This window comes from Bacillus fonticola (assembly GCF_012955605.1).
GTDB classification, from domain to species: domain Bacteria; phylum Bacillota; class Bacilli; order Bacillales; family JC228; genus Bacillus_CG; species Bacillus_CG fonticola.
The window spans coordinates 2,936,412-2,956,913 of sequence record NZ_CP052135.1 but is presented as its reverse complement, the minus strand read 5'-3'; the positions used below and the strand labels follow the sequence as shown (position 1 = coordinate 2,956,913).

Annotated in this window: 27 protein-coding genes and 1 pseudogene; 15 read left to right on the top strand and 13 right to left on the bottom strand. The window is 44.2% G+C overall.

All coding sequences use genetic code 11. The features are described 5' to 3' along the window. Nucleotides 1-14: 14 nt before the first annotated feature. The gene (locus tag HHK01_RS14510) at nt 15-668 is read right to left on the bottom strand and encodes an ABC transporter permease (RefSeq protein ID WP_170008440.1); all 654 of its coding nucleotides are present in this window, start codon (nt 666-668) and stop codon (nt 15-17) included. Further along, nucleotides 669-1,805, bottom strand: a complete 1,137-nt coding sequence (locus HHK01_RS14505; protein ID WP_170008439.1) for an ABC transporter ATP-binding protein — start codon at nt 1,803-1,805, stop codon at nt 669-671. Between the two features lie 269 nt (nt 1,806-2,074). Here HHK01_RS14505 and HHK01_RS14500 point away from each other — a divergent pair, with 269 nt between their 5' ends. After that, nucleotides 2,075-2,944 carry a Cof-type HAD-IIB family hydrolase gene (locus tag HHK01_RS14500; RefSeq protein WP_170008438.1) on the top strand — a complete coding sequence of 290 codons (870 nt, stop codon included), beginning with the start codon at nt 2,075-2,077 and terminating at the stop codon, nt 2,942-2,944. 259 nt (nt 2,945-3,203) lie between these two features. Next, nucleotides 3,204-4,892 (top strand): BCCT family transporter, encoded by a 1,689-nt coding sequence (locus HHK01_RS14495; protein WP_170008437.1) that lies wholly within the window; start codon nt 3,204-3,206, stop codon nt 4,890-4,892. 123 nt (nt 4,893-5,015) lie between these two features. On the opposite strand, the gene HHK01_RS14490 is transcribed toward HHK01_RS14495, so the two are convergent. Then, nucleotides 5,016-5,429, bottom strand: coding sequence for a pyrophosphohydrolase domain-containing protein (locus HHK01_RS14490; RefSeq protein WP_407646966.1), 414 nt, complete (start codon nt 5,427-5,429; stop codon nt 5,016-5,018). Between the two features lie 138 nt (nt 5,430-5,567). On the opposite strand from HHK01_RS14490, the gene HHK01_RS14485 reads away from it, so the two are divergent. Then, entirely contained in the window at nt 5,568-5,906 is a 339-nt protein-coding gene (locus HHK01_RS14485; RefSeq protein WP_170008435.1) for a DUF3889 domain-containing protein, read from the top strand. A gap of 33 nt (nt 5,907-5,939) precedes the next feature. On the opposite strand, the gene HHK01_RS14480 is transcribed toward HHK01_RS14485, so the two are convergent. Further along, a complete protein-coding gene (locus HHK01_RS14480) occupies nt 5,940-7,037 on the bottom strand; it encodes a citrate/2-methylcitrate synthase (RefSeq protein ID WP_170008434.1) in 1,098 nt (365 codons plus the stop codon). A gap of 107 nt (nt 7,038-7,144) precedes the next feature. Between HHK01_RS14480 and HHK01_RS14475 the strand changes: the two genes are divergently transcribed. From HHK01_RS14475 to HHK01_RS14450, 6 genes are all read left to right on the top strand, one after another. Next, nucleotides 7,145-8,026, top strand: a complete 882-nt coding sequence (locus tag HHK01_RS14475; protein WP_170008433.1) for a LysR family transcriptional regulator — start codon at nt 7,145-7,147, stop codon at nt 8,024-8,026. A 147-nt stretch (nt 8,027-8,173) separates the two neighbouring features. Next, complete coding sequence (locus HHK01_RS14470) at nt 8,174-8,548, top strand: GntR family transcriptional regulator (protein ID WP_170008432.1); 375 nt, start codon at nt 8,174-8,176, stop codon at nt 8,546-8,548. 118 nt (nt 8,549-8,666) lie between these two features. After that, nucleotides 8,667-9,002, top strand: a complete 336-nt coding sequence (locus HHK01_RS14465; RefSeq protein ID WP_170008431.1) for a hypothetical protein — start codon at nt 8,667-8,669, stop codon at nt 9,000-9,002. Nucleotides 9,003-9,150: 148 nt separating this feature from the next. Then, on the top strand, nt 9,151-9,870 hold the full coding sequence (locus HHK01_RS14460; protein ID WP_170008430.1) for a GntR family transcriptional regulator: 720 nt from the start codon (nt 9,151-9,153) through the stop codon (nt 9,868-9,870). A gap of 79 nt (nt 9,871-9,949) precedes the next feature. Further along, a complete protein-coding gene (locus HHK01_RS14455; RefSeq protein WP_170008429.1) occupies nt 9,950-10,123 on the top strand; it encodes a hypothetical protein in 174 nt (57 codons plus the stop codon). After that, nucleotides 10,080-10,454, top strand: a complete 375-nt coding sequence (locus HHK01_RS14450) for a hypothetical protein (protein ID WP_170008428.1) — start codon at nt 10,080-10,082, stop codon at nt 10,452-10,454. Before HHK01_RS14455 ends, HHK01_RS14450 begins: the two co-directional genes overlap by 44 nt. A gap of 9 nt (nt 10,455-10,463) precedes the next feature. On the opposite strand, the gene bshB2 is transcribed toward HHK01_RS14450, so the two are convergent. From bshB2 to HHK01_RS14420, 6 genes and pseudogenes are all read right to left on the bottom strand, one after another. Then, a complete protein-coding gene (bshB2, locus tag HHK01_RS14445) occupies nt 10,464-11,129 on the bottom strand; it encodes a bacillithiol biosynthesis deacetylase BshB2 (protein WP_170008427.1) in 666 nt (221 codons plus the stop codon). 18 nt (nt 11,130-11,147) lie between these two features. Further along, nucleotides 11,148-11,498 carry a YojF family protein gene (locus HHK01_RS14440; RefSeq protein WP_170008426.1) on the bottom strand — a complete coding sequence of 117 codons (351 nt, stop codon included), beginning with the start codon at nt 11,496-11,498 and terminating at the stop codon, nt 11,148-11,150. A gap of 88 nt (nt 11,499-11,586) precedes the next feature. Next, a pseudogene (locus HHK01_RS14435) lies at nt 11,587-11,731 on the bottom strand (bifunctional hydroxymethylpyrimidine kinase/phosphomethylpyrimidine kinase); the annotation flags it as partial. An 81-nt stretch (nt 11,732-11,812) separates the two neighbouring features. Next, nucleotides 11,813-13,216: a sensor histidine kinase gene (locus HHK01_RS14430; RefSeq protein WP_170008425.1), complete on the bottom strand. Its 1,404-nt coding sequence runs from the start codon at nt 13,214-13,216 to the stop codon at nt 11,813-11,815. Beyond that, the gene (locus HHK01_RS14425; RefSeq protein ID WP_170008827.1) at nt 13,213-13,887 is read right to left on the bottom strand and encodes a response regulator transcription factor; all 675 of its coding nucleotides are present in this window, start codon (nt 13,885-13,887) and stop codon (nt 13,213-13,215) included. The genes HHK01_RS14430 and HHK01_RS14425 overlap by 4 nt, the downstream gene beginning before the upstream one ends. A 16-nt stretch (nt 13,888-13,903) precedes the next feature. Then, nucleotides 13,904-14,572: an HAD family hydrolase gene (locus HHK01_RS14420; protein ID WP_170008424.1), complete on the bottom strand. Its 669-nt coding sequence runs from the start codon at nt 14,570-14,572 to the stop codon at nt 13,904-13,906. A gap of 153 nt (nt 14,573-14,725) precedes the next feature. Between HHK01_RS14420 and HHK01_RS14415 the strand changes: the two genes are divergently transcribed. Genes HHK01_RS14415 through HHK01_RS14405 form a run of 3 tightly spaced genes read left to right on the top strand, consistent with a single transcriptional unit; the run spans nt 14,726 to nt 17,078 of the window. Next, nucleotides 14,726-15,640, top strand: coding sequence for an ABC transporter ATP-binding protein (locus HHK01_RS14415; RefSeq protein ID WP_170008423.1), 915 nt, complete (start codon nt 14,726-14,728; stop codon nt 15,638-15,640). After that, the gene (locus HHK01_RS14410) at nt 15,637-16,356 is read left to right on the top strand and encodes an ABC transporter permease (RefSeq protein WP_170008422.1); all 720 of its coding nucleotides are present in this window, start codon (nt 15,637-15,639) and stop codon (nt 16,354-16,356) included. Before HHK01_RS14415 ends, HHK01_RS14410 begins: the two co-directional genes overlap by 4 nt. Beyond that, nucleotides 16,353-17,078 (top strand): ABC transporter permease, encoded by a 726-nt coding sequence (locus HHK01_RS14405; RefSeq protein WP_170008421.1) that lies wholly within the window; start codon nt 16,353-16,355, stop codon nt 17,076-17,078. The genes HHK01_RS14410 and HHK01_RS14405 overlap by 4 nt, the downstream gene beginning before the upstream one ends. 7 nt (nt 17,079-17,085) lie before the next feature. Here HHK01_RS14405 and HHK01_RS14400 read toward each other — a convergent pair whose 3' ends face one another. Then, the gene (locus HHK01_RS14400; protein ID WP_170008420.1) at nt 17,086-17,412 is read right to left on the bottom strand and encodes a YflT domain-containing protein; all 327 of its coding nucleotides are present in this window, start codon (nt 17,410-17,412) and stop codon (nt 17,086-17,088) included. 205 nt (nt 17,413-17,617) lie between these two features. On the opposite strand from HHK01_RS14400, the gene HHK01_RS14395 reads away from it, so the two are divergent. From HHK01_RS14395 to HHK01_RS14385, 3 genes are all read left to right on the top strand, one after another. Continuing rightward, complete coding sequence (locus HHK01_RS14395) at nt 17,618-18,316, top strand: uracil-DNA glycosylase (RefSeq protein ID WP_170008419.1); 699 nt, start codon at nt 17,618-17,620, stop codon at nt 18,314-18,316. Nucleotides 18,317-18,539: 223 nt separating this feature from the next. Beyond that, nucleotides 18,540-18,788: a YwdI family protein gene (locus HHK01_RS14390; RefSeq protein ID WP_170008418.1), complete on the top strand. Its 249-nt coding sequence runs from the start codon at nt 18,540-18,542 to the stop codon at nt 18,786-18,788. A gap of 18 nt (nt 18,789-18,806) precedes the next feature. Continuing rightward, the gene (locus HHK01_RS14385) at nt 18,807-19,172 is read left to right on the top strand and encodes a DUF423 domain-containing protein (protein ID WP_170008417.1); all 366 of its coding nucleotides are present in this window, start codon (nt 18,807-18,809) and stop codon (nt 19,170-19,172) included. Between the two features lie 239 nt (nt 19,173-19,411). Here HHK01_RS14385 and gerQ read toward each other — a convergent pair whose 3' ends face one another. Further along, nucleotides 19,412-19,903 (bottom strand): spore coat protein GerQ, encoded by a 492-nt coding sequence (gene gerQ, locus HHK01_RS15835; protein WP_322619373.1) that lies wholly within the window; start codon nt 19,901-19,903, stop codon nt 19,412-19,414. A gap of 65 nt (nt 19,904-19,968) precedes the next feature. Beyond that, a complete protein-coding gene (locus HHK01_RS14375; RefSeq protein WP_170008416.1) occupies nt 19,969-20,400 on the bottom strand; it encodes a cell wall hydrolase in 432 nt (143 codons plus the stop codon). Between the last annotated feature and the right edge of the window lie 102 nt (nt 20,401-20,502).

The window sequence follows — 20,502 nt, the reverse complement described above, 5'->3', positions numbered from 1 at the left end:
CTTATTCCTCCCCATTACGCATTCGTCTCCGTATGGGTTTTTTGTGATACAAAACGTTCAACACGGTTTAGTGCGATGTCAACGAATAGTGCGAGTAGCATAGAAGCTACCGCAGCCGCGAAAATGAGTTGCTTGTCGTTCACGCCTAAACCACCGACGATCAACTGTCCAAGACCCCCGGCACCGATTAATGTGGCCAGTGTTGTCCAGCTAATAATATATACGGTCGTTACACGCAACCCTGACATAATGTAAGAAAAGGCTAGTGGTAATTCAATGCGAGTCAGACGTTGAAAGGGACTATAGCCCATCCCTTTGGCTGACTCGATAATATCCGGATCAATAGATTGAAAACCCGCGTACGTATTCCGCAAAAGTGGCATTAAAGAATAGAGGAATAGTGCGAAAATAGCAGGCGCTAATCCGACACCTAACAGTGGAATGAGCATCGCTAGTAAAGCAAGGCTCGGGATGGTTTGAAACACATTAGCGATTGTAAAGATAGTGCCTTTGACCCAATTTGTTCGCATTCTAGTTAAATAAATGCCGAGTGGAATGGCTAGTAAACTACCAAATAGGACAGATAAGCCAGAGATATAAATATGTTCTCCTAAAGCTGTCAACAAGTCTCGGTAGCGTTCGCTGAAAACCGTAATATACTCTATCATTTACAGCACCCCTTGTTCTTCAGGCGGATACAACTCACCTATATGCCCCACGATACTGCCGCGAGTCACGAGTCCTTGGAGCACTTCTTTGTCGTTTGTAACAGGAATGTAAGGCAGGTTGTAGTCGTTCATGAGCTGAATAGCCTCTGTTAAAGGGGTGTCAAGTTTGACGATGTGCTCAAAAGGCTTCACAATATCGGCCAGTTTTTTCTTTTCTTCACGGAAATGCCCAAGGACATCGTAAATAGTTACATACCCTTCTAGTTCGTCACTTTTATCTACAATGAGAAGCGTGTCAACTTGCTTACGTTCCATCATTTTCATTGCTTCTGCCAGTCCACGCTTATCACTTGCTCTAACAGGGTTTTTCCTCATAACATCTTGGACGGTCGACATATTATTTGCTTGTCTAAGTCGTTTCTCGCCAATAAAGCTTTCGACAAATTCATTTGCTGGATGACGTAAAATATTTTCTGGACTACCTTGTTGAACTACCTCACCATCTTTCATCAACACGATGTTGTCTGCAATTTTTAACGCCTCATCCATATCGTGCGTGACAAATACGATGGTTTTCTTAATCGTTTTTTGCAAATTGATAAGCTCATCCTGAAGTTGTTCGCGGCTAATGGGGTCGAGTGCACTGAATGGTTCGTCCACAAGAATAATCGACGGTTCGGCTGCTAAAGCACGGATCACGCCGATGCGCTGTTGTTGACCACCACTAAGCTCAGATGGAAAGCGGTGACGATACGTATCAGGTTCGAGCCCCACAAGTTGTAACAATTCGTCTGTTCGTTCATCAATCCTGTGCTTTTCCCACTTTAATAGTTTAGGAACTACCCCCACATTTTGGGCAATCGTCATATGAGGAAAAAGCCCCACGCTTTGAATTACGTAGCCAATGCTGCGTCTAAGTTCAACGCTACTAAGAGTAGACGTATCTTTGCCATCGATTAAAATGTTCCCTTTTGATGGTTGAATAAGTCTGTTGATCAGTTTCATCGTTGTCGTTTTTCCGCACCCACTCGGACCGATAATGACGTTAATGTCGCCATCCTCAAACGTTAGATGAATGTCTTTTAACGCTTCGTGTCCGTCATCGTAAACTTTGTAAATACCTTGAAGTTCAATCATAGGCATGTACCACCCTTTTGTAGAATTTTTGTGAAGATTAAACCATAGTTACTAATTAAAGCAGACATTTGTAAAATATTCAAATATGAGTGAATTTTCCGTTCCGAGGGGTGAGAGGAGGGCATGGGAGAGTTTACTGTTCCATTTTTCTTTTTAGAACGAGACTGGACGAATAATCATGTCTAGACAAGTTATTCAATCCTCTTTTACATGACCAGAAAAAGGGCGTACAATGAACGTGCAGTCGGTAGAGATGGAGTGATAGATATATGATCAAGTGCATCGCAACAGATATGGACGGTACGTTGCTAAACGAACAACAAGAAATCTCAAAAGCAAATCAAGAGGCACTCAAGGCAGCACAACATGCCGGAATTCACGTAGTGGTCGCAACGGGTAGAGCCTATTACGAAGCGGAAAAAGTATTAAAGGAAGCGGAACTAACTTGTCCGATCATCTGTACAAACGGGGCCGAAGTAAGAAATGAAGCGGGGGAGAAGGTTTATTCAACACCGATCCCAAAACTGCTTGCGTTACAGGTGATGCGGAATTTGGAAAAGATCGGGGTTTATTACGAGGTGTATACAAACAGCGGTACATACACAGAAAGCAAGGAAATGGGGATCGAGGTACTCGTAAATGTCTTCCTTTCTGCAAACCCTTCGATGTCAAGGGAGGATGTTGAGAAGGAAGCCTCAAAGAGATTTGATGACGGCATGATGAAAACAGTTCCTTATCTACAAGAATTAACTAAAGATGACGCTATAGAAGTTTATAAGCTTCTTGTGTTCTCAAAGGATCCAAGTCAATTGGAAGAGGCGAAAACAGTGGTGTCCAATGAGGAACTGGCTCTCTCTTCATCCGGTATGGATAACTTAGAAATCAACCATAAAGACGCCCAAAAAGGGATTGCGCTTGCTGCTCATACGAAGCGACTCGGTATCTCGATGAAAGACACGATGGCACTTGGTGACCAATTGAATGATCTGTCCATGTTTCAACGAGTCGGTCATGCGGTTGCCATGGGAAATGCGGTAATGGAAGCAAAGGAAGTAGCACATGAAGTAACGGCCACCAACAAAGAAGACGGTGTGGCCAAAGCCGTTCAGAAAATACTACAATTGACAAAGCCAAATTAGAAAAAAACCACCAAAAAGGTGGTTTTTTTCATGAATTTGCACAACCTATAAGGAGCAGGTACGACCCGAATTTTGTACCTATAGGGACCTATAGGGAACAGGTACGACCCGAATTTTGTCGAGCAAACTGAAAATAGGCAAGCAGTTGTGCTAAATAAACAGGTTTACACTTTTTGATAGGGGGTAAACAACTATTGACCTGTGAAATGTTTTAGGAAACATTCAACAAAAAGAAAGGGTGAACAGGAAAGGAGAAACCATGGACAATAACAAACAAGAATCAACTCAACCTGTATATAAAGAAAAAATTGATTGGGTGACGTTTTCAGCAACGTTTGCTCTCTTAATAGCTGCTGTGATTCCTCTCGCCATGAACCCCGAACGAGGTGGGGAAATTCTCAACTCACTCAATACCGCGGTGACAGGTACCTTTGGTGTTTTTTTCCTCTGGTTAGGACTAGGTATCTTTATCTTTCTCATCTACATTGCACTAAGCCGTTTTGGGCGCATTAAGCTGGGGAAAAAGGATGAAAACCCTCAATTCAATACGATTAGCTGGGCAGCAATGCTCTTTTGTGCCGGAATTGGATCGAGCATTCTTTACTGGGGAACGATCGAATGGGTGTATTATTATCAAGCTCCGCCTTTTGGTTTAGAGGTGGGATCATCGGAAGCAATTGAATGGGCGGCCACTTATGGAATTTTTCACTGGGGTCCCATTGCGTGGGCCATGTACGTTTTACCAGCCCTACCGATTGCATACTTCTATTACGTAAGACAAAAGCCTGTCTTGAAAGTCAGTGAAGCGTGCCGACCGATACTAGGCAAGCTAACAGATGGACCACTAGGAAAGTCGCTCGATATTTTCTTTATGTTTGGCTTACTTGGCTCCGCAGCAACTACGCTCGGACTCGGTGTACCAATGATCTCTGCAGGTATTAACAACTTAACGGGTATTCCTGACGGGTATCCATTGCAAATCGGTATCCTTCTTACAGTCACTATCATTTTTGGATTCAGTGCATTTTCAGGTTTGCAAAAAGGGATCAAGGTGTTAAGTGATTGGAACTTGTGGATCGCTGCCATATTGCTTCTCTTTGTATTATTTGTTGGACCTACGTTGTTCCTGTTGAAGATGGGAACAAATAGTATCGGATTGCTATTGGATAACTTTTTCCGTATGAGTATGTGGACAGACCCAATCGAAAATTCAGGGTTCCCTGAAGCATGGACTATTTTCTATTGGGCATGGTGGTTAGTGTTTGCCCCATTTATCGGATTGTTTATTGCAAAAATATCTAAAGGGCGTACCGTACGCCAAATTATATTAGGGTCTGTTGGTTACGGAACGCTAGGGTGTGCATTGTTCTTTATTGTATTTGGAAACTATGGGCTGTATCTTCAAGTTGAAGGTATTCTTGACGTAGTAGGGATCGTCAATGATCAAGGTGATGCGACAGCGATTATTGCGATAATCGACAGTTTGCCACTGGGAGCGATTGCGGTAGCGCTCTTTGTTGTCCTTGCTACCATCTTTTTAGCGACAACATTTGATTCTGCTTCTTACATTTTAGCAGCTATTACACAAGATAAAGTGGATGACGATCCCATTCGCTGGAACCGTCTTTTCTGGGCTTTCTCCATCTCGATCTTACCAATGATTCTCATGTTTATCGGAGGACTGAAGCCGCTACAAGCGATGACGACCTTAGGAGCCGTCCCGATCTTCCCGATTATTATCTTAATGGCCTTCTCGTTTATTAAAGCCATTAAACGAGACGAACTCGTACCGGAAAACTGGGAGCAGTATACAACAGAAGATAGTATGTCATACAAGAAAAGGGAAGAGAAAAGAAAGAAATTAGAGGAAAAAGAGCGAAAGAAAGAAGAAGAGAAAGAAAGAAGGAAAGAAGGAAAACGGGTGAAGAAGGATGAAAAGAAGAAGTAATATGAGCAACGGCAGTGACGTGTGAACGTTCCTGCCGTTTTTTTTGAGTGTGCGGACTAATCAGGCACAAATCCAGACTAAGGACAAAAACTCCCTTTTATAGAGAACCTGAATTATATAGGTTTATTTAGATAATTGTTTCGTAACAGCGTCCGCAAGCTTTGGTTCTGGAGCCTCCCAATTTTTAGGCTTGATAACTTTCCCATCTTCACGGTAGCGAGGTTTTCCATCTTCCCAAAGCTTATCCATGTTTGCTTGGTGAACGATGTTGAACAAGTCGTTCGGCTCTGTCCCAGCTTCAACAAGCGTACCAAATGCAAAGTAAATGAGGTCAATCATAGCATCTGCCTGACCTACTAAATCCTTGTCCTGCACTGCTTCTATAAACTCCTCAATCTCTTCACGCATCCAGGCCGCTCTTTTTTGTGCGCGTTCCTCTGTTAATAATGTAGGTTTGTCTTCGTATGGGAGATGGAAGCTTTCGTGAAAGGTTCTTACTGCTTTGTATGCTTCGTTGTGTGGTTTGTTCATGATGATCGCTCCTGTCCGTTCGTGATAGGTTCCATTCTATCATGACACCGGTACCTGTGTAACGGGGCGAGTGGTACGGTAAGTCAAATGGATAAAAGTATGGTAGCTTGTGAAATCTATACTAAAAAGAAGGAGTTTTCATGTATGAAGAAGCTGTTAGTAAGTGTAGTGGTTTTTACCATGTTGTTAGTTGGAAATTCAGTTGTAACTCCTAGTGACGCAGGTCATACCATAATGGCAGAGAAACCCCCGTATGCCAAATGGGGTAAACTTGCTATGCAGAAAACAACAAAACAGTATCCTAATGCCAAAATTATTGATTATCATCATGTTGGCAGGGACGATGGGGAGAAATTTAGCAGTGAGAAATTCAAGCTATGGTTAAAAGGTAAAGACAAGGAGTTCGGCGTGATTGTGGACATTCAATTCGATACGAAAACTGAGCAAGTAAACGAAATTACTTTTAAAGAAGTTTCAAAATAAGTGGTACAGCGAAAAAAAGCTGTACCATTTATTTTATGGTGATTCTGTCACAGCGCTCTGGCCAATGTAACGGGCGAGAGGGCGGAATAGTACATCCTCTTCTTGTTGTTCTAAAATGTGTGCGCACCAACCTACTGAGCGTGCCATCGTGAAAATAGGCGTGAAGAGCATTGGAGCGATTTCAACCGCCTGCATAATCGCTGCAGCGTAATATTCAACATTTGCGTGCAATCCCCGTCCTGGTTTATGTTTTTCCAAACAATCTACGGCGATAGACTCTACGTGAAGTGCAAGCTGAAACCAGTTATTATCGGGTTGTTCATTTAAAAGAAACCCTTTTAAAGTAGCAGCTCGAGGATCCACAGTTTTATATAGTCTGTGCCCGAACCCCATGAGTCGCTCGCCGTTTTTAATTTTTCGCTCTAACACAGATCGCGCATCTCTGGCATCTCGAATTTCTTGTAACAGGCTTGTTACTTCGGAAGGAGCCCCCCCGTGCAAAGGCCCTTTCATTGCTCCGATCGCCGCGGTGACACCGGAATAGATGTCAGATCGAGGAGATACGGTTACCCGTGCGGCAAACGTAGAAGCATTCAGCCCATGTTCCATTGTAAGGATGGTGTATGTTTCCAAAGCCCGGACAACGTCGTTCGTCGGTTGCCTTCCGTGGAGCATCGTCAAAAAGTTCTCAATATGGCTAGATTCACTTTGTGGTGGAATCAGCACTAAATCATGTAGCGAGCGGTATCGATAGGCGACAATGGTAGGAAGGGCTGAAATAATTCGGATAGCTTCCTTCATTGAATCCTGTACTGGGTCTTCCTCTTGTAAAGAAGAGACAGCGGTGCGGATCGCGCTCATCATGCCGACTTGCTTTGGCGTATCCTCTAAAAGCTTGATCGTACGAGCGGGAATCGTACGGTATGTTTGCATTTCTTCTCGAAGTAACTGTTCTTGCTTAGGTGAAGCTTCCTCTCCATTTAAAAGAAGGAACATGACACTCTCAAAAGAGAACCCTTCCATTAATTCTCCCAGTGGCTTATCTCTGTACAAACAAACACCAGCCTGCCCATCAATGTGACTGATCGCTGTTTCGGTTGCTACGATACCTTTTAAACCTTTCGCATACATAGAAATCTCCTCCCTATAGTTGTAAGTATATGGGGCACCTTCATAAAGGAAAATTAACAATATATGAAGAAGTTAATTAGTACTAATAATCAAGTGGGGGATTTGCAATGGAGACATCGTGGCTACGCACATTTTGCGCAGCGGCTAGGCATGAAAACTTTCGCAAAGCATCAGAAGAATTGTTCGTTTCTCAACCAACAGTCACTTTACATATACAAAGGCTGGAAACCCATTTTGGTATCCAGCTATTTCAGCGAACAAAACAGCGAGTGCAATTAACAGAAGAAGGACGCATCGTGTTTGCGGAGGCAAAGCGCTATTTACAAGCGACGGAAAATTTGCAAGAACGGGTCCATTCTCTTCAACAAGGGAGGGTACAACCGTTTCATATCGCCATTTCCCCGGTACTTGCTGAGACCGTTTTGCCTACTGTATTGACAACCTTTCAACACAACCATCCACAGGTAGACATGTCGATTCAAGTAATGGAATCAAAGGAAATTGAAGAAGCTGTATTACGAGGTGGCGTGGACTATGGTGTCAGTTGCTTGCCAGCGCGATCAACCAGGTGCTTAACAGAAGCGCTTTTTGAAGAGCCCGTTATTTGCATAGCTCCACACGATGGAGTCGATCATGATTCTGGACCACCGTTACAAGAGGAAGAGGTATTTAGCCAGTTTACACTGTTCACCGATCATCATCCAGGAATCTGGGGAGATTTGTATGTAGACGTGCAGATCACTTACCCACAAGTAAAAATGATACGCGTGTCACAAGTGCACATTGCAAAGCGCTTTGTTGAAGAGGGATTAGGCTTCACATATGTGCCAGCCTCAACTGTGCGCCGTGAACGGTTAGAGGGTCGGGTGATGGAAATCTTTCCACACCGAATTCAACCACCGAAAGCCCATGCGTTTGCTCTAATGAAATATAATCACTCATTAGAAAAGGCTTTTACAGAGATGATCCTGTCTACCTATATGAATTGAAGCTGGACGGTCCTCGTTAAGGGGATCGTCCTTTGTCGAATATTGACGGGTAAATTATTCCAAAAGGGGTTGCCAAAACAGGTTGGTCTGTCATATAGTTAGTTACATAAGTAATTAACCAAATAACAAACTGAAGGAGGCGATGAATTGTCTACCAGATTTCAAGATAATCGCCCCATCTTCCAACAAATTGCAGAACGCATCGCGGACGCAATTGTAGATGGCTCTATACAAGAAGGGGAACGCGTACCTTCAACAAATGAATTTGCTACTCATTTTCAAATTAACCCTGCTACAGCGGCCAAAGGGGTCAACAAGCTCGTCGAGGAAGGCATTTTGTACAAGAAGCGAGGGATCGGAATGTTTGTTCAAGAAGGGGCAAGACAACAGCTACTCGAGGAACGAAAACAGCAATTCTATTTGCGCTTTGTCGTTCCTATGCAAAATGAGGCAAAGCGTTTACACCTGTCTAAACAAGATATCTTTGACATGGTGGAGAAGGGGGAAGAGAAGAATGATTGATTTGCAGAATGTGACTAAGCGGTATGGCGAGAGGATAGCGTTAGACGATGTGTCATTTCAAGTTTACTATATAGGATAGTCGTTTGAGGCGGTAGGGATCTCAATCTCAGGAGTCGCCGTGCTTCATGTTGTAGAGTTTTGGGTGGAGAGCCCATCGGTTTGGTATATGGCTGGATTTGATTTTGCAATCAATACACTTTTGATCTTTGTAATGTTTGCATTAGGAGCCCTCATGTATCGATTTGGTACGGTATGGGGACTTGTTGTAATCGGCATTGGAATTGTCGCCGCTTTATTTCCAGGGATGATGGATGTATGGGTGGCACTAGGCGAGATGGTACTGGAGAACACTTGGTATTTCGCGAGTCTATTAGTTTTAGTGGCACTCCTAGCAGCCGGTGTTAGCTATCTTATCTTATCACGTGCTGAGAAAGAATCTAAGATGACAAAGTAATGGTCTTACGGAAATTGGTATAGTATCGAGTGGAGATGGAGAAACGGGATCGATGACATTGAAGGAAAATGTATTTATACCAAGTTAAGGTGGTATAGACAACGGGTGTCCAGAATTGCTACGATAGCAGGGAAAGGTGGGTGGCGAGATGAACCCGAATGTTCCCCGTTACGTAGCAATTGCTGACACGTTAAAAGAACAAATTTATGCTGGTATATACAAACCAGGTCAACTCATACCCCCTGAGCGGAAGCTGTGTGATCAATTTGGAGTGAGTCGTATGACACTTCGGCATGCGGTTGAACAGCTTGTGATTGAAGGATTATTATTGCGGCGAAGAGGGAGTGGGACGTATGTCCAGGAACAAAAGCTAGAGCAACCCCTTTATGGACTGACTAGCTTCACAGAGGACATTCGTTCAAGAGGTATGACGCCGTCTTCCCGTTTGCTGCAGTTTGAGATTATTCCTGCCCATGAAGAAGTATCCGATGTGTTATTAATGAAGGAAAATACCCCGGTTTACTACGTGTCTCGAATTCGCTATGCCGATGAATTTCCAATGGCGATTGAATATACGTATTTACCAGCTAATGAAGTAAAAGGGTTGACAGAGGAAAAGCTTGCGCAACATTCCTTGTATTCATTTTTGCAAACCGAGTGTGGTCTTTTACTCGCTGAAGCTGATCAAGCAATTGATGCAGGACTTGCAACACAAGAGGAGGCAGAGGCGCTGCAGATTGAAGAAGGTGCACCTGTTCTAATTATTAACCGGATTACGCGTACCGTGCATGGAGACCCGATTGAATGGTCGAAATCGATTTATCGTGGTGATAAGTATACTTTTACGATTTCGATTCGGCAATCTTGAATGATTGAACGCTGTTAGAGCCGACCTGACCCTTTGTAAGCAGGTCGGCTTATTCCGTTTGATGGATAAAAGGTGAGATTTGATTGATAGCGAGGAGCAGATATCCGCGGTGAGGGGAAGATATCCGCGGTCAGGAGCAGATATCCGCGATCAGGGGAATATATCCGCGGTGAGGGGCAGATATCCGCGATCAGGGGAATATATCCGCGGTGAGGGGCAGATATCCGCGATCAGGGGAATATATCCGCGGTGAGGGGAAGATATCCGCGGTGAGGGGCAGATATCCGCGATCAGGGGAATATATCCGCGGTGAGGGGCAGATATCCGCGATCAGGGGAATATATCCGCGGTCAGGGGCAGATATCCGCGAACAGGAGCAGATATCCGCGATCAGGAGCAGATATCCGCGATCAGGGGAATATATCCGCGATCAGGGGAAGATATCCGCGAACAGGGGCAGATATCCGCGGTCAGGGGCAGATATCCGCGGTGAGGGGCAGATATCCGCGATCAGGGGCAAATATCCTAAATCCAGACTTACTCTATCCCCCATCAAAAAAGCCCCACAATATATGTGGGGCTAAAATTCGCTCTTACCATTGATAAGTCCAAAAGCGTTCGTTCGTAATCCATTGAATCATTTCCGTATCGCCATCAGCAATTTTTTCCTCCCATGTGGAGGTGGTGAGCTGAGTTTGGGATTTGTGTGCTTTGACCGTTTCTATTTTTCTTTGCATAAAGCGAGAGACGTCATGGACGATATTAGGTGGCCCGAGTTCGTCTACGCAATTTTTGGAGAAGGCCACACAATGTAGTGTCGGTTGTTGGTCCTTAGGAATACGTCCAACCGCACGAACAACAGCTCTTCCGGTAGCGTCGTGATCGGGATGAACAGAATAACCCGGATAAAACGTGATCACCTTTGAAGGTTGCAATTCATCTAACAAAGCAGTGATTCGATCAGTTAAGTCCCGATCATTCAAAAATTCTACGGTCTTGTCCCGAATACCAAGCATCCGTACATCTTCAACACCCATTACGCGTGCGGCGTCCTCGAGCTCCTGTTTGCGGATGAACGGTAATGATTCTCGTGTAGCAAAAGGGGGATTCCCTAAATTACGTCCCATTTCCCCAAGTGTCAAGCAGGCATATGTGACAGGTGTTCCCTCGGCAAGATGTGTCATAATCGTACCTGATACGCCGAATGCCTCGTCATCTGGATGAGGAAACACAACGAGTACGTGTTGTTCGGATTTCATTACTGAATACATCCCTTCCTATTCAAATGGAGTTAAACTCAATTGGAGCGCAACAGCGAGTTTGCCTTGATCATCGTGTCCGGCAACGAGCAGCCTTCCTTGATCGTCCATTTCAAAGTGTGTACACCCTTCTGCATATACCCAGCCAAGTTCACCGAGTTTGAGTCCAATGCGAAAAGGACCGTCCCCAGCGATACGACCATATTCGTATCGCACTTTTGCGTTGCGAATGTAGGCACCAGCAGAAAATGCCTTCCCGCCATGATGTGTCGCGTAGGCTCCATTTGTTGTCTCTAAATGGATATATACTTCTTGTTCTTGAAACGCGTCGATCGCTTGTTGAAGCGGTTTCGTAGTGATCGGCTTCATGTAGATCCCTCCGAGTAGCAGGCAATAGTTTGTTACCATTATCATACTAAAGTTGTTGGGAAAAAGCGATTATGGGGATTGGGGGTGAATTGTTAGGATCTATCGCCACCACGGTTGGGGAGTGCACTCATTCCGTACACACCTAAATCTTGAAACGTTTTCAAATCTGCTTGAATATCAGCCCTGCCACTTGAATCAGAACCAGCACGTGTATATGCTTTACGAATGGTCACCTTGCAATTCCCCCACACAATTTCGAATGTTTTCGTATTGATCCTGGCTTTTATTAAAACAACAAATGATGGGGCGGACGACTACGGATAAAAGGTATCCCCAGAGAAAGTGACGACAGTTCCTTTTCCTTCAATGGAGTCAATGGACCACGTCACGTTCATCCGTTCGCACATAAGTGAAACGATCGACAAACCAACCCGTGCGCCGCGTGTTTTCGATTCCGCTTTTATTCCTTGTCCATTATCTATAAACTTAACTATCCACGTGTTTTCGGTAGTAACGAGTATGCACGTTACTGTGGTCGCACCGGTTGCATGCTGGAGTATGTTACTCATGCAGTTATCGACAATTCGCTCCAACCAAGACGGGTCGAGACGTGTTCTTACGGGTGTTTCCGGTATGTCCACTTTAACCTGGATCCCTCTCTTTTCGAATGATGGATACCATATAGCGAGAAAACTCCGTAGTTTCTTTTGCAAATCTACTGTAGTGGGCTCAAATTGATATCGTCCAGCACTTAAGAGTGTATAGGAAAGTAGCTGCTCCATATACTGACTTATGTGCATGATTTTTTGATTCATTTGCGTTGTAATGTGTGTGCTCTTTTCGTTTTGTGGCTCTTGTTGCAATTGGTAAAGCTGTCCGCGTAAAGCAGTTAGCGGTGTTTTTAAGTCGTGTGAGAGGTGCGCAATTAAATCCTTTCGTAGCTGTTCCTCCTCTTTTTGCTTCCTACGATCTTCTTTAAGTTGGGCGACCATTTCCTGGAATGAATGCTCAAGAGCTCCAATTTCATCGTCCTTTGTAATCAGCACAGGGGTTGGGATGCCTTCATCGTCTAATTGATGCATACCGTGTTCAAGCTGGACCAGTCTTTTTTGGATTCCTCTAAAAAAGCGCCACGATATAAACAGAAATGCCGCTAAAAAAACGAACATGAATGCGTAAAAATAAATTCCGTATTTTTTTGTGAAGTTGTCCAAGGGGGTTTCGGTTAAGGATCGGTCTACTTGGAATACGGCGAACCCCTCATTTTTGGATTCTCCAATAAAGGCTACAATTGTAAAAGGATCACTATCGTAGTTATCTTTCATAAACTGCACCGTGTCTCCTGGTGTCCACGGACCTGGTATTAGATTTTGTGGTTCAGCCCCAAAAAACTGTTGCAGGTATCCTTCACGATTCAACCAAAATAAAGAGGCGTCTGGATATTTTTTATGCCACTCTTTCAAAAAAGCTTCTATCTGTGATGGGGAAGAAGGTAGACGGTCCACTTCCTCATGAAAGGTGTCTTCCAAATCCGTTAAGTTTGCATACGGAAGGGAGGCATCTGACAACACTTCTGCAGGTAAATAAATGAAAACTGTCGTGAGGGGGAAGGAGAGCGGGAAAAATAATATACCTACCAGTAAAATCCCTGTGTATTTATGCAGTAATTTTTTCTTGTGTTTCCCTTCGCCCCGAAATCGGCGCCAAAGCTTTTTCATCGTGTCCTCACCCGATAACCAATGCCCCGCACCGTTTCAATAATTTTCGGATCGCTCGGATCTCGCTCTAGTTTTTCACGCAAATGTCGAATATGGACCATAAGTGTTTTGTCTCCTTCAATGTACGGTTCTCCCCAAACTCCTTCATAAATTTGTTCTTTCGTTAAAATAAAGTTCGCGTGTTGAAGGAAATAGCGAAAGATGGCGTACTGTTTTCCAGTGAGTAAAATTTCTCCACCAGTTTCCCGGTTATGTATACACAGATCCTTAAGAGAAATGCGCAACTGACCTATGTCAATCACCTGAGTAGCATCCCTGTCGTAGCGACGGAGCAGAATTTGAATTCGTGCTAATAACTCTTCGGGGTGGAATGGCTTCGGGACATAATCATCCGCAAAGGAGAGGCCTTCTAATTTATCCTCGACGGCTGTTCTTGCTGATAACATTAAGATGGGAACATCGCTATGCTGAGTTTTCCAACGCTTGCCTGTGCTGAATCCATCCAGACCGGGAAGCATGACATCTAATATGACGAGATCAACTTCATTTTTTATTGTAAGGAGCTCTTCGCCTGTCGTTACCCACGTAGCTTCAAGGCCTGCTTCAGTAACAACATCTTGTAACCAAGATCCAATTTCCTTTTCATCTTCTACGATGACGATGTGCGGCATCATGATCCCTCATTTTTTAGAATAGTGCTCCCAATTCTTTAAGACTATGTATAGTAGTTCCAGAGTGAGAAAAAGGCTCATTCTTTCTATTTAACCAAATGCCTTTCATACCTGCGTTCAAGCTCCCAACTGTATCAATTTCAAGATTGTCACCAACGTAATAACTTTCGCTCACGTTACAGTTAGCTTGATAACATGCCTCTAAAAATATGTTACTATCTGGTTTTGCAACCCCGAGTTTGCTTGATGTGAAAATATAAGAAAAGTATTGAGTGATTCCGATCTTGTCCAACTTTTCAATTTGTTGTTCGTAATCACCATTGCTTATAATACCTAGCTTGTATTTCTTATCTAATAGAAGATCCAGGCAAGAAATAACATCATCGAATGCCTTCCAATTCTCTTTATATAGTTGCAAATAATAGTCAAACTCCCTATCAGCCTGCGCGTTTGTTAAATCAGTCCCATACAATTCCTTTATTCGCACTTGGCGTTGCTCTTGAAAGGACAAGTGCCCGTCCAAGAATCTTTGAAAGTGTTTTTTGGATAAATCATTCCACTTGTTGATAAATTCTTCATCCGTAAGATCAAATGAATCTGTGCGCTGATAAAAATAATCCAATGCTCCCTTATTTTCTGCATATTCATGATCGAGTAAAGTCGCATCTATATCAAAAAAAATCATGGCGATTCCCTCCCACTTTCTCCAACCAAACATAATATTTTTCTCCACTTTAACACGTTCGCACGGCAATCTCGTATTTTTAAACAAATTTTAACCAATTAGCTACCTCTGTTTTTACCATCTCTTTGTAAAGTAGGGATGAGGTGATCAAAAGTGAGTGTAATTTTACAAACTTCATCATTAACAAAAAAATTAGGAAACCAAACAGCTGTGGACAGTGTGAATTTGTCTGTGCCTAAAGGGGCAGTGTACGGATTTTTAGGACCGAACGGAGCGGGAAAAACAACGACGATCCGAATGATTCTCGGTTTATTGCGTCCTACGTCAGGGGAGGTACGTGTATTTGATAAGAAAATGTCCAAGGACCGAGCTGACATTTTACGTAGAGTAGGCGCGCTTGTGGAGTCGCCTTCGTTTTACCCTCATTTAACTGGACGGGAAAATGTAAAGATTGTCCAAACGTTAAAGGGAGTTCCGGCTTCAGAGATTTCAGAAGTGCTTCAGCTTGTACGTTTGCAGGATGCGGCAGATCGTAAGGTGAAGGGTTACTCCCTCGGTATGAAGCAGCGCCTAGGTATTGCAACCGCTATGCTTGGTCAACCAGAACTACTGTTACTGGACGAGCCGACAAATGGTTTGGACCCTGCCGGTATACAAGAAATTCGGCATGTGATTCGTCAGTTAGCAAGAGAAAAGGGGATCACCATCCTCGTATCGAGTCACTTGCTAAGCGAGATCGAACAAGTAGCTTCCCATATAGGTATCTTGCAAAACGGTCGCCTTTTATTCCAGGATCGTTTGGAGTCGCTACAAGCAAAGGCGCATGAAACCGTGCACTTCCGGGTGAATCAAGTGGAGCAGGCAAGTCAAGCTCTACGGACGGCTGGTTTCTTAAGCCACACTGTGGCTGGAGAAATTTTGTTACCGTACGAAGGAGATCAAGTCATTGCCCGAGCTACAAAAATCCTTGTACAAACTGGAGTCGACGTTTACGGTATTGGGCATACGAAGTCCACGCTGGAAGATCTATTTATGAATTTAACCGCTGAAAAGAAGCACGTCTCATGAAAACGGCTATCGTAGTAGAAGGCTGGAAAATGAAAAGACGTGGACTCTGGTGGTTGGTCTTTATTGGGCCTTTCGGTGTACTACTTCTACAATATTTAAATTTCACCATCAGATACGACTGGTTAATTCAACAGCACAAGGACGATTTATGGGGTGGCTGGTTGAGTAATGTCGGTTTCCTCGGGATACCTGCTGTACTACTGGGAGTTGCGCTCGTCGCTTCTCAACTAGCGCAGGTGGAGCATCAAACTGGGATGTGGAGTTTGCTATGTGCTTTACCTGTTTCAAAGGGAAACTTGTACTTTGCCAAGTGGATATGGACGCTAGTACTTATTCTCATCTCTACCGTTTTGCTAAGTGTAGGTTCTATCGGAGTCGGTGCTTTACTAGATTTTCCTTTAGACGAGCTTTCTTTGCAGGATGTCCTTTTATACACAGTCATTCCAACGCTCCTAGCGATCCCTGCTCTTTCCTTGCAAGTTTGGTTATCTACCGTAAGAACACAACAAGTGCTTCCGCTTGCCATCGGTATTTTTGGAATTCTCGTTTCTCAGATGATGATTGAAGGGATAACGGAATTGCTACCTTGGAGGTGGCCTGTTTCGTATATGGTGAATCAGGAAAATGAGCTGTTTTTATGGGCTTTAGCAGGTGCGATGCTCTTTTTTGTTGTGGGAATGGGTCATTTTCGACGTAAGGAGGTGGCTTTGTCGTGACATTTCTTTCTATTGTAAAGACCGAGTGGATGAAGGTTCAGTGGGGAAAGTTATCGCCGCTACTTGTGTTGCCTGCGATTCTTTCGGCGGTATTATCAGGAGGTATGATCCAAGCAGCCGTTGATCAAATGTGGGAAGCGCAGTGGGTTCAGATGGTATTTACGTACAGTGTGTGGCTGTATCCGATGGTGGCGGGGGTCATCGCTGCTTGGGTATGCCGGTACGAACATGTCGGTGGGGGATTAAAGCAATTCTTCACACTCCCAGTCTCAAAATGGCAGCTCTACTGGGCGAAGCTAGTGATCGTATTGTTCTGCTCATTTCTCATGCAACTTGCGTTTGGGGTAAGCTATGTTGCTAATAGTTTATGGCAAGGAGCGGAGACAGTGATCCCGTGGTCATACTTTTTATGGCCGCTACTTATCGGCTGGATAGCTATTTTACCAACGATCGCACTCCAAATCTTCCTCTCGCTACGATTTGAAAGTATGGGGGGATCACTCGCTTTTTTATTTTGCGTGACGTTACCTACTATATTAATTGCTAACTCTGCAGACTACGGACCTTGGTATCCGTGGGCGCAGCCGTTTTTGGCGATGATGCCAAAGGGAGACGGAGGTCCTTTTGCGGTAGGATATGGGTCATTGTTCCTTATTGTCGGGGGAAGCGCACTAGTCTTTGCGCTAGTAGGAACGGTGTATACACAGAGAAGAACTGCCTAAATAGTGGTTATGGTGAAGGATGGGTGCGGATGACGACAACGCACCCATCTTTCATTTTCTCCTCTAATGTGAACGCTTCTTTAACGGGTACACCGATAGCAGTTAGCTTTGAATGAAGAACTTGGTTACGGTCGCGAAATAGGTTGGTGAAGACTTCCTCGAAGCGTAATTCTCCGAGTCCGACATGTTCTGTGTCAGTAAAGTGGGTTAAATCCTCAGAGCGCGTCGTGTCGTATGCGAAAACGAAGATATGTTTTTTGTCCGTTCCTTCTGCTTGCCACGTTTCTATCTTTCGCATAGCTTGGATCCCGTTTTCAACTACCTCAATTTGCATAGAAGTGCCTCCCGATACATTCTTAAATGGATAATTTATAGGCTTTGATTGATAAAGTATGCGATCTGATGGATGCACTGCAGATTTCGCTCGCTTCCCTCAGGATATTGTTTTTATTTTCTTTCTTAATTATGTGCGTCTTAGCGTTTCTTTTGCTTCCTGTGATAAAATGCAAACAGACAATCAGTAGGAGTTGGGAGAACTGATGGAAAGCGATTTTGGCTGGAGCAACATACAACAGGATTGGAAAAATAGATTGCAAAAGATGTGGGAAACGAGCTCCTTTCAACAGTTACATACCTTTTTGCAAACTGCTTACGATGAGGAGCGGGTGTATCCGCGGGAAGAAGACGTATTTCGAGCGTTCCAGATGACCCCTTATCAGGACGTAAAGGTTGTGATTCTTGGACAAGATCCATATCACGGTCCACACCAAGCACAAGGCTTGAGTTTTTCTGTTTCTGACCAGGTTCGAATTCCTCCTTCGTTACGCAATATATTTCGTGAGTTGCATGATGACCTTGGGTGTACCATTCCAAAGGCTGGCGATCTAACGGAATGGGCGAAACAAGGCGTTTTGCTTTTGAACACTGTGCTCACGGTAGAGGAAGGACGAGCCAATTCTCATCGTCACAAAGGGTGGGAGCTCTTTACCGATGGTGTCATGAAAGAGTTAAATGCACGTGAGAAACCAATCGTGTTTTTATTATGGGGGAAACCGGCTGAAGCAAAGCGCACGCTCCTCGATGAGTCGAGGCATGTTTGTCTTTGTGCACCGCATCCAAGTCCATTGTCAGCGCGAAGAGGATTTTTCGGGAGTCGCCCCTTTTCAAAAGCGAACGCCCAGCTTCGGAAATGGGGATACGGTGAGGTAAACTGGTCCCTCGAGGAGCAAGGACTTTGAAGAACCGCGACTTGAATTGCTTTCAGTGTCGTCACTTCTATGTCACATGGGATCCGAAGTTTCCAAGAGGTTGCCGAGCGTATGGATTTAAGTCTAGGGAGTTGCCTTCTCGAGCTGTTTTAAACTCGTCAGGAATACCGTGTCAGCAATATTCATCGAAGAATAACGATACGTCTTCCAACAAAGGGAACGGTTTTTATGCATAAAAGGAAGGAGTAAGCAGATGAGCATTAGCGAGGAACAAGTTATACGGAAAATTCAACAGATCACGACCCAGGCTGCATCCTCTCCTGCAGAGCGGAGAGAGCTTCTACGTGCGGTCCACACATTGTGTGAGTTAGTATTAGATACGGAAGTGCAAACGCGGGATAACTTACTTGAGCAAAAACAGCTAACTACGGTGCCGACGCATTCAGAAAAGAAATACAAGCCTGACGACGGGGCAAACGGGGATTCGCTGTTTGACTTTTAAAAAGAAGGAGGCAATGACATGAAAACATTTTTAGTGATCGGTGCAGTATTAGGATTTTTGTCTGTAGCGATAGGGGCATTCGGAGCACACGCGTTAGATGGGCGAGTACCGGAAAAATATTTAGGTAATTGGCAAACGGGTGTGACGTATCAAATGTTCCATACAGGTGCCATTTTTGTTGTGGCCATCTTGATTGCGCAGCTTGGATCAAGCCCATTGCTTACGTGGGCTGGCTGGTTATTTGTCATTGGAATTGTCATTTTTTCAGGAAGTTTGTATGTATTGACTGTCACACAAATCAGTATTCTTGGAGCCATCACACCCATCGGAGGCGTTGCGTTTTTAGTTGGGTGGGTGCTGTTGTTGCTGGCGGCGATCCGGTAATTAAGTGTGAAATATTAAGAATTAAGCAAGAATGAATTTGAAGTGAAAGGCAAAGGATCCAATCTATAGATACGAGGATCCAATTTCTGTTGCAAAGGATTCAATCTGTAGTTCAAAGGATCATCTCTAACTCAAAGGATCCAACCTTTAAAAAAAAGAATTCATTCTTGTATAGCGTAATCTCCTAAATTAAAAAGGCGCCGACTTCCTACAAATAGAAGTCGGCTTTCTGCTTTTCGCTAACGAGGCAAATAGGAAGTGCCTGCAAACGGGTACTCGTATTCGATTTCTTCATCGAATGTAATGTAATCTAAGTATACCATGAGCAAGACGTATCGTTTGCCTGATTGAGGGTCGCTAAGGATGATGTGGTCCCGTCCTGCTGCTTCTATGATCCCTTTGAATACTTTGGAGCTCCATTCACTACTGTTTTCGAAAGACATGTAGACGGTCGCTAATTTCCCGCGGTTGAGTCGTAAAATGTTTTCTATATAAGACTCCTGTGCTGTGAGACCTCCGGCTGCACCGCCACCGCTGTATGGTGGATAATAGCCTTGCATTTGGTTCGTGTGAACTGGCTGTTGTACCTGTGCTCCTTGCGCTTGTGCTGGATAAGCTTGGTATCCACTTTGATGAGCAGCTTGCTGTTGTTGCTGGGCTCCATAATACGGATACGACTGTCCGTACGCATAATTGGCATATCCATTTGCATTTCCATCCTGTTGTCTCAAGAAAAACCCTCCTTATATCGACGGGCACTAAAGCACCCGTCGAATTTTCAACACAAAATTGATAGCTACCAAGTTACATAGACATCCTTGCAGTCTTCCTGTGTCGGTGCGAAGAAACAGTGTGCCTTATAGCGGCCGACGTTGTTTTGGTTATACCACGTAGCTGGGCAATCTCCTGGAGGTTTAAAGAACCATAAACTATTCGTTGCCGGGCGGAATCGTTCTCCATTGATAACACGCCGAGCAAGCTTCATATCTACATCTCTAGCTCGTTGGTAAAAGTAACTTTTTTGTGTAGCCTCAAAGCCACCAGGACTTTGGAACACCATTTTCCTAATACTGGTAATATCCTTAAAATCTAAGCACCCAGCACGAACGCGGTTAACGCCAACATTTCCCACCATCAGCATACCAAGCTTTCCTTCTCCTTCAGCCTCGGCACGTATTAGACGAGCGAGTAACTTCACATCAGCCGTTTTATGTGGGACAACGCCCAAAAGCATGCACCTCTTTCTGTCGAATCTTGTTGTCATCGGTGAGAGTGGTTGGGATTCTCCCCACTATTTTGATGTATATGGCGGGGGAGTGGAGATATGACA

Bases quoted from the DNA above. Each gene is read 5' to 3' on its own strand.
- HHK01_RS14425 (WP_170008827.1), bottom strand. From the start codon at position 13,887: ATGCCGCACATCGTCATCGTAGAAGATGAAAAGGAAATTGGATCTTGG.
- HHK01_RS14410 (WP_170008422.1), top strand. From the start codon at position 15,637: ATGAAAACGGCTATCGTAGTAGAAGGCTGGAAAATGAAAAGACGTGGA.
- HHK01_RS14395 (WP_170008419.1), top strand. From the start codon at position 17,618: ATGGAAAGCGATTTTGGCTGGAGCAACATACAACAGGATTGGAAAAAT.
- HHK01_RS14430 (WP_170008425.1), bottom strand. From the start codon at position 13,216: ATGAAAAAGCTTTGGCGCCGATTTCGGGGCGAAGGGAAACACAAGAAA.
- HHK01_RS14485 (WP_170008435.1), top strand. From the start codon at position 5,568: ATGAAGAAGCTGTTAGTAAGTGTAGTGGTTTTTACCATGTTGTTAGTT.
- HHK01_RS14385 (WP_170008417.1), top strand. From the start codon at position 18,807: ATGAAAACATTTTTAGTGATCGGTGCAGTATTAGGATTTTTGTCTGTA.
- HHK01_RS14505 (WP_170008439.1), bottom strand. From the start codon at position 1,805: ATGATTGAACTTCAAGGTATTTACAAAGTTTACGATGACGGACACGAA.
- HHK01_RS14420 (WP_170008424.1), bottom strand. From the start codon at position 14,572: ATGATTTTTTTTGATATAGATGCGACTTTACTCGATCATGAATATGCA.
- HHK01_RS14390 (WP_170008418.1), top strand. From the start codon at position 18,540: ATGAGCATTAGCGAGGAACAAGTTATACGGAAAATTCAACAGATCACG.
- HHK01_RS14475 (WP_170008433.1), top strand. From the start codon at position 7,145: ATGGAGACATCGTGGCTACGCACATTTTGCGCAGCGGCTAGGCATGAA.
- HHK01_RS14400 (WP_170008420.1), bottom strand. From the start codon at position 17,412: ATGCAAATTGAGGTAGTTGAAAACGGGATCCAAGCTATGCGAAAGATA.
- bshB2 (WP_170008427.1), bottom strand. From the start codon at position 11,129: ATGAAATCCGAACAACACGTACTCGTTGTGTTTCCTCATCCAGATGAC.
- HHK01_RS14460 (WP_170008430.1), top strand. From the start codon at position 9,151: ATGAACCCGAATGTTCCCCGTTACGTAGCAATTGCTGACACGTTAAAA.
- HHK01_RS14510 (WP_170008440.1), bottom strand. From the start codon at position 668: ATGATAGAGTATATTACGGTTTTCAGCGAACGCTACCGAGACTTGTTG.
- HHK01_RS14500 (WP_170008438.1), top strand. From the start codon at position 2,075: ATGATCAAGTGCATCGCAACAGATATGGACGGTACGTTGCTAAACGAA.
- HHK01_RS14440 (WP_170008426.1), bottom strand. From the start codon at position 11,498: ATGAAGCCGATCACTACGAAACCGCTTCAACAAGCGATCGACGCGTTT.
- HHK01_RS14495 (WP_170008437.1), top strand. From the start codon at position 3,204: ATGGACAATAACAAACAAGAATCAACTCAACCTGTATATAAAGAAAAA.
- HHK01_RS14480 (WP_170008434.1), bottom strand. From the start codon at position 7,037: ATGTATGCGAAAGGTTTAAAAGGTATCGTAGCAACCGAAACAGCGATC.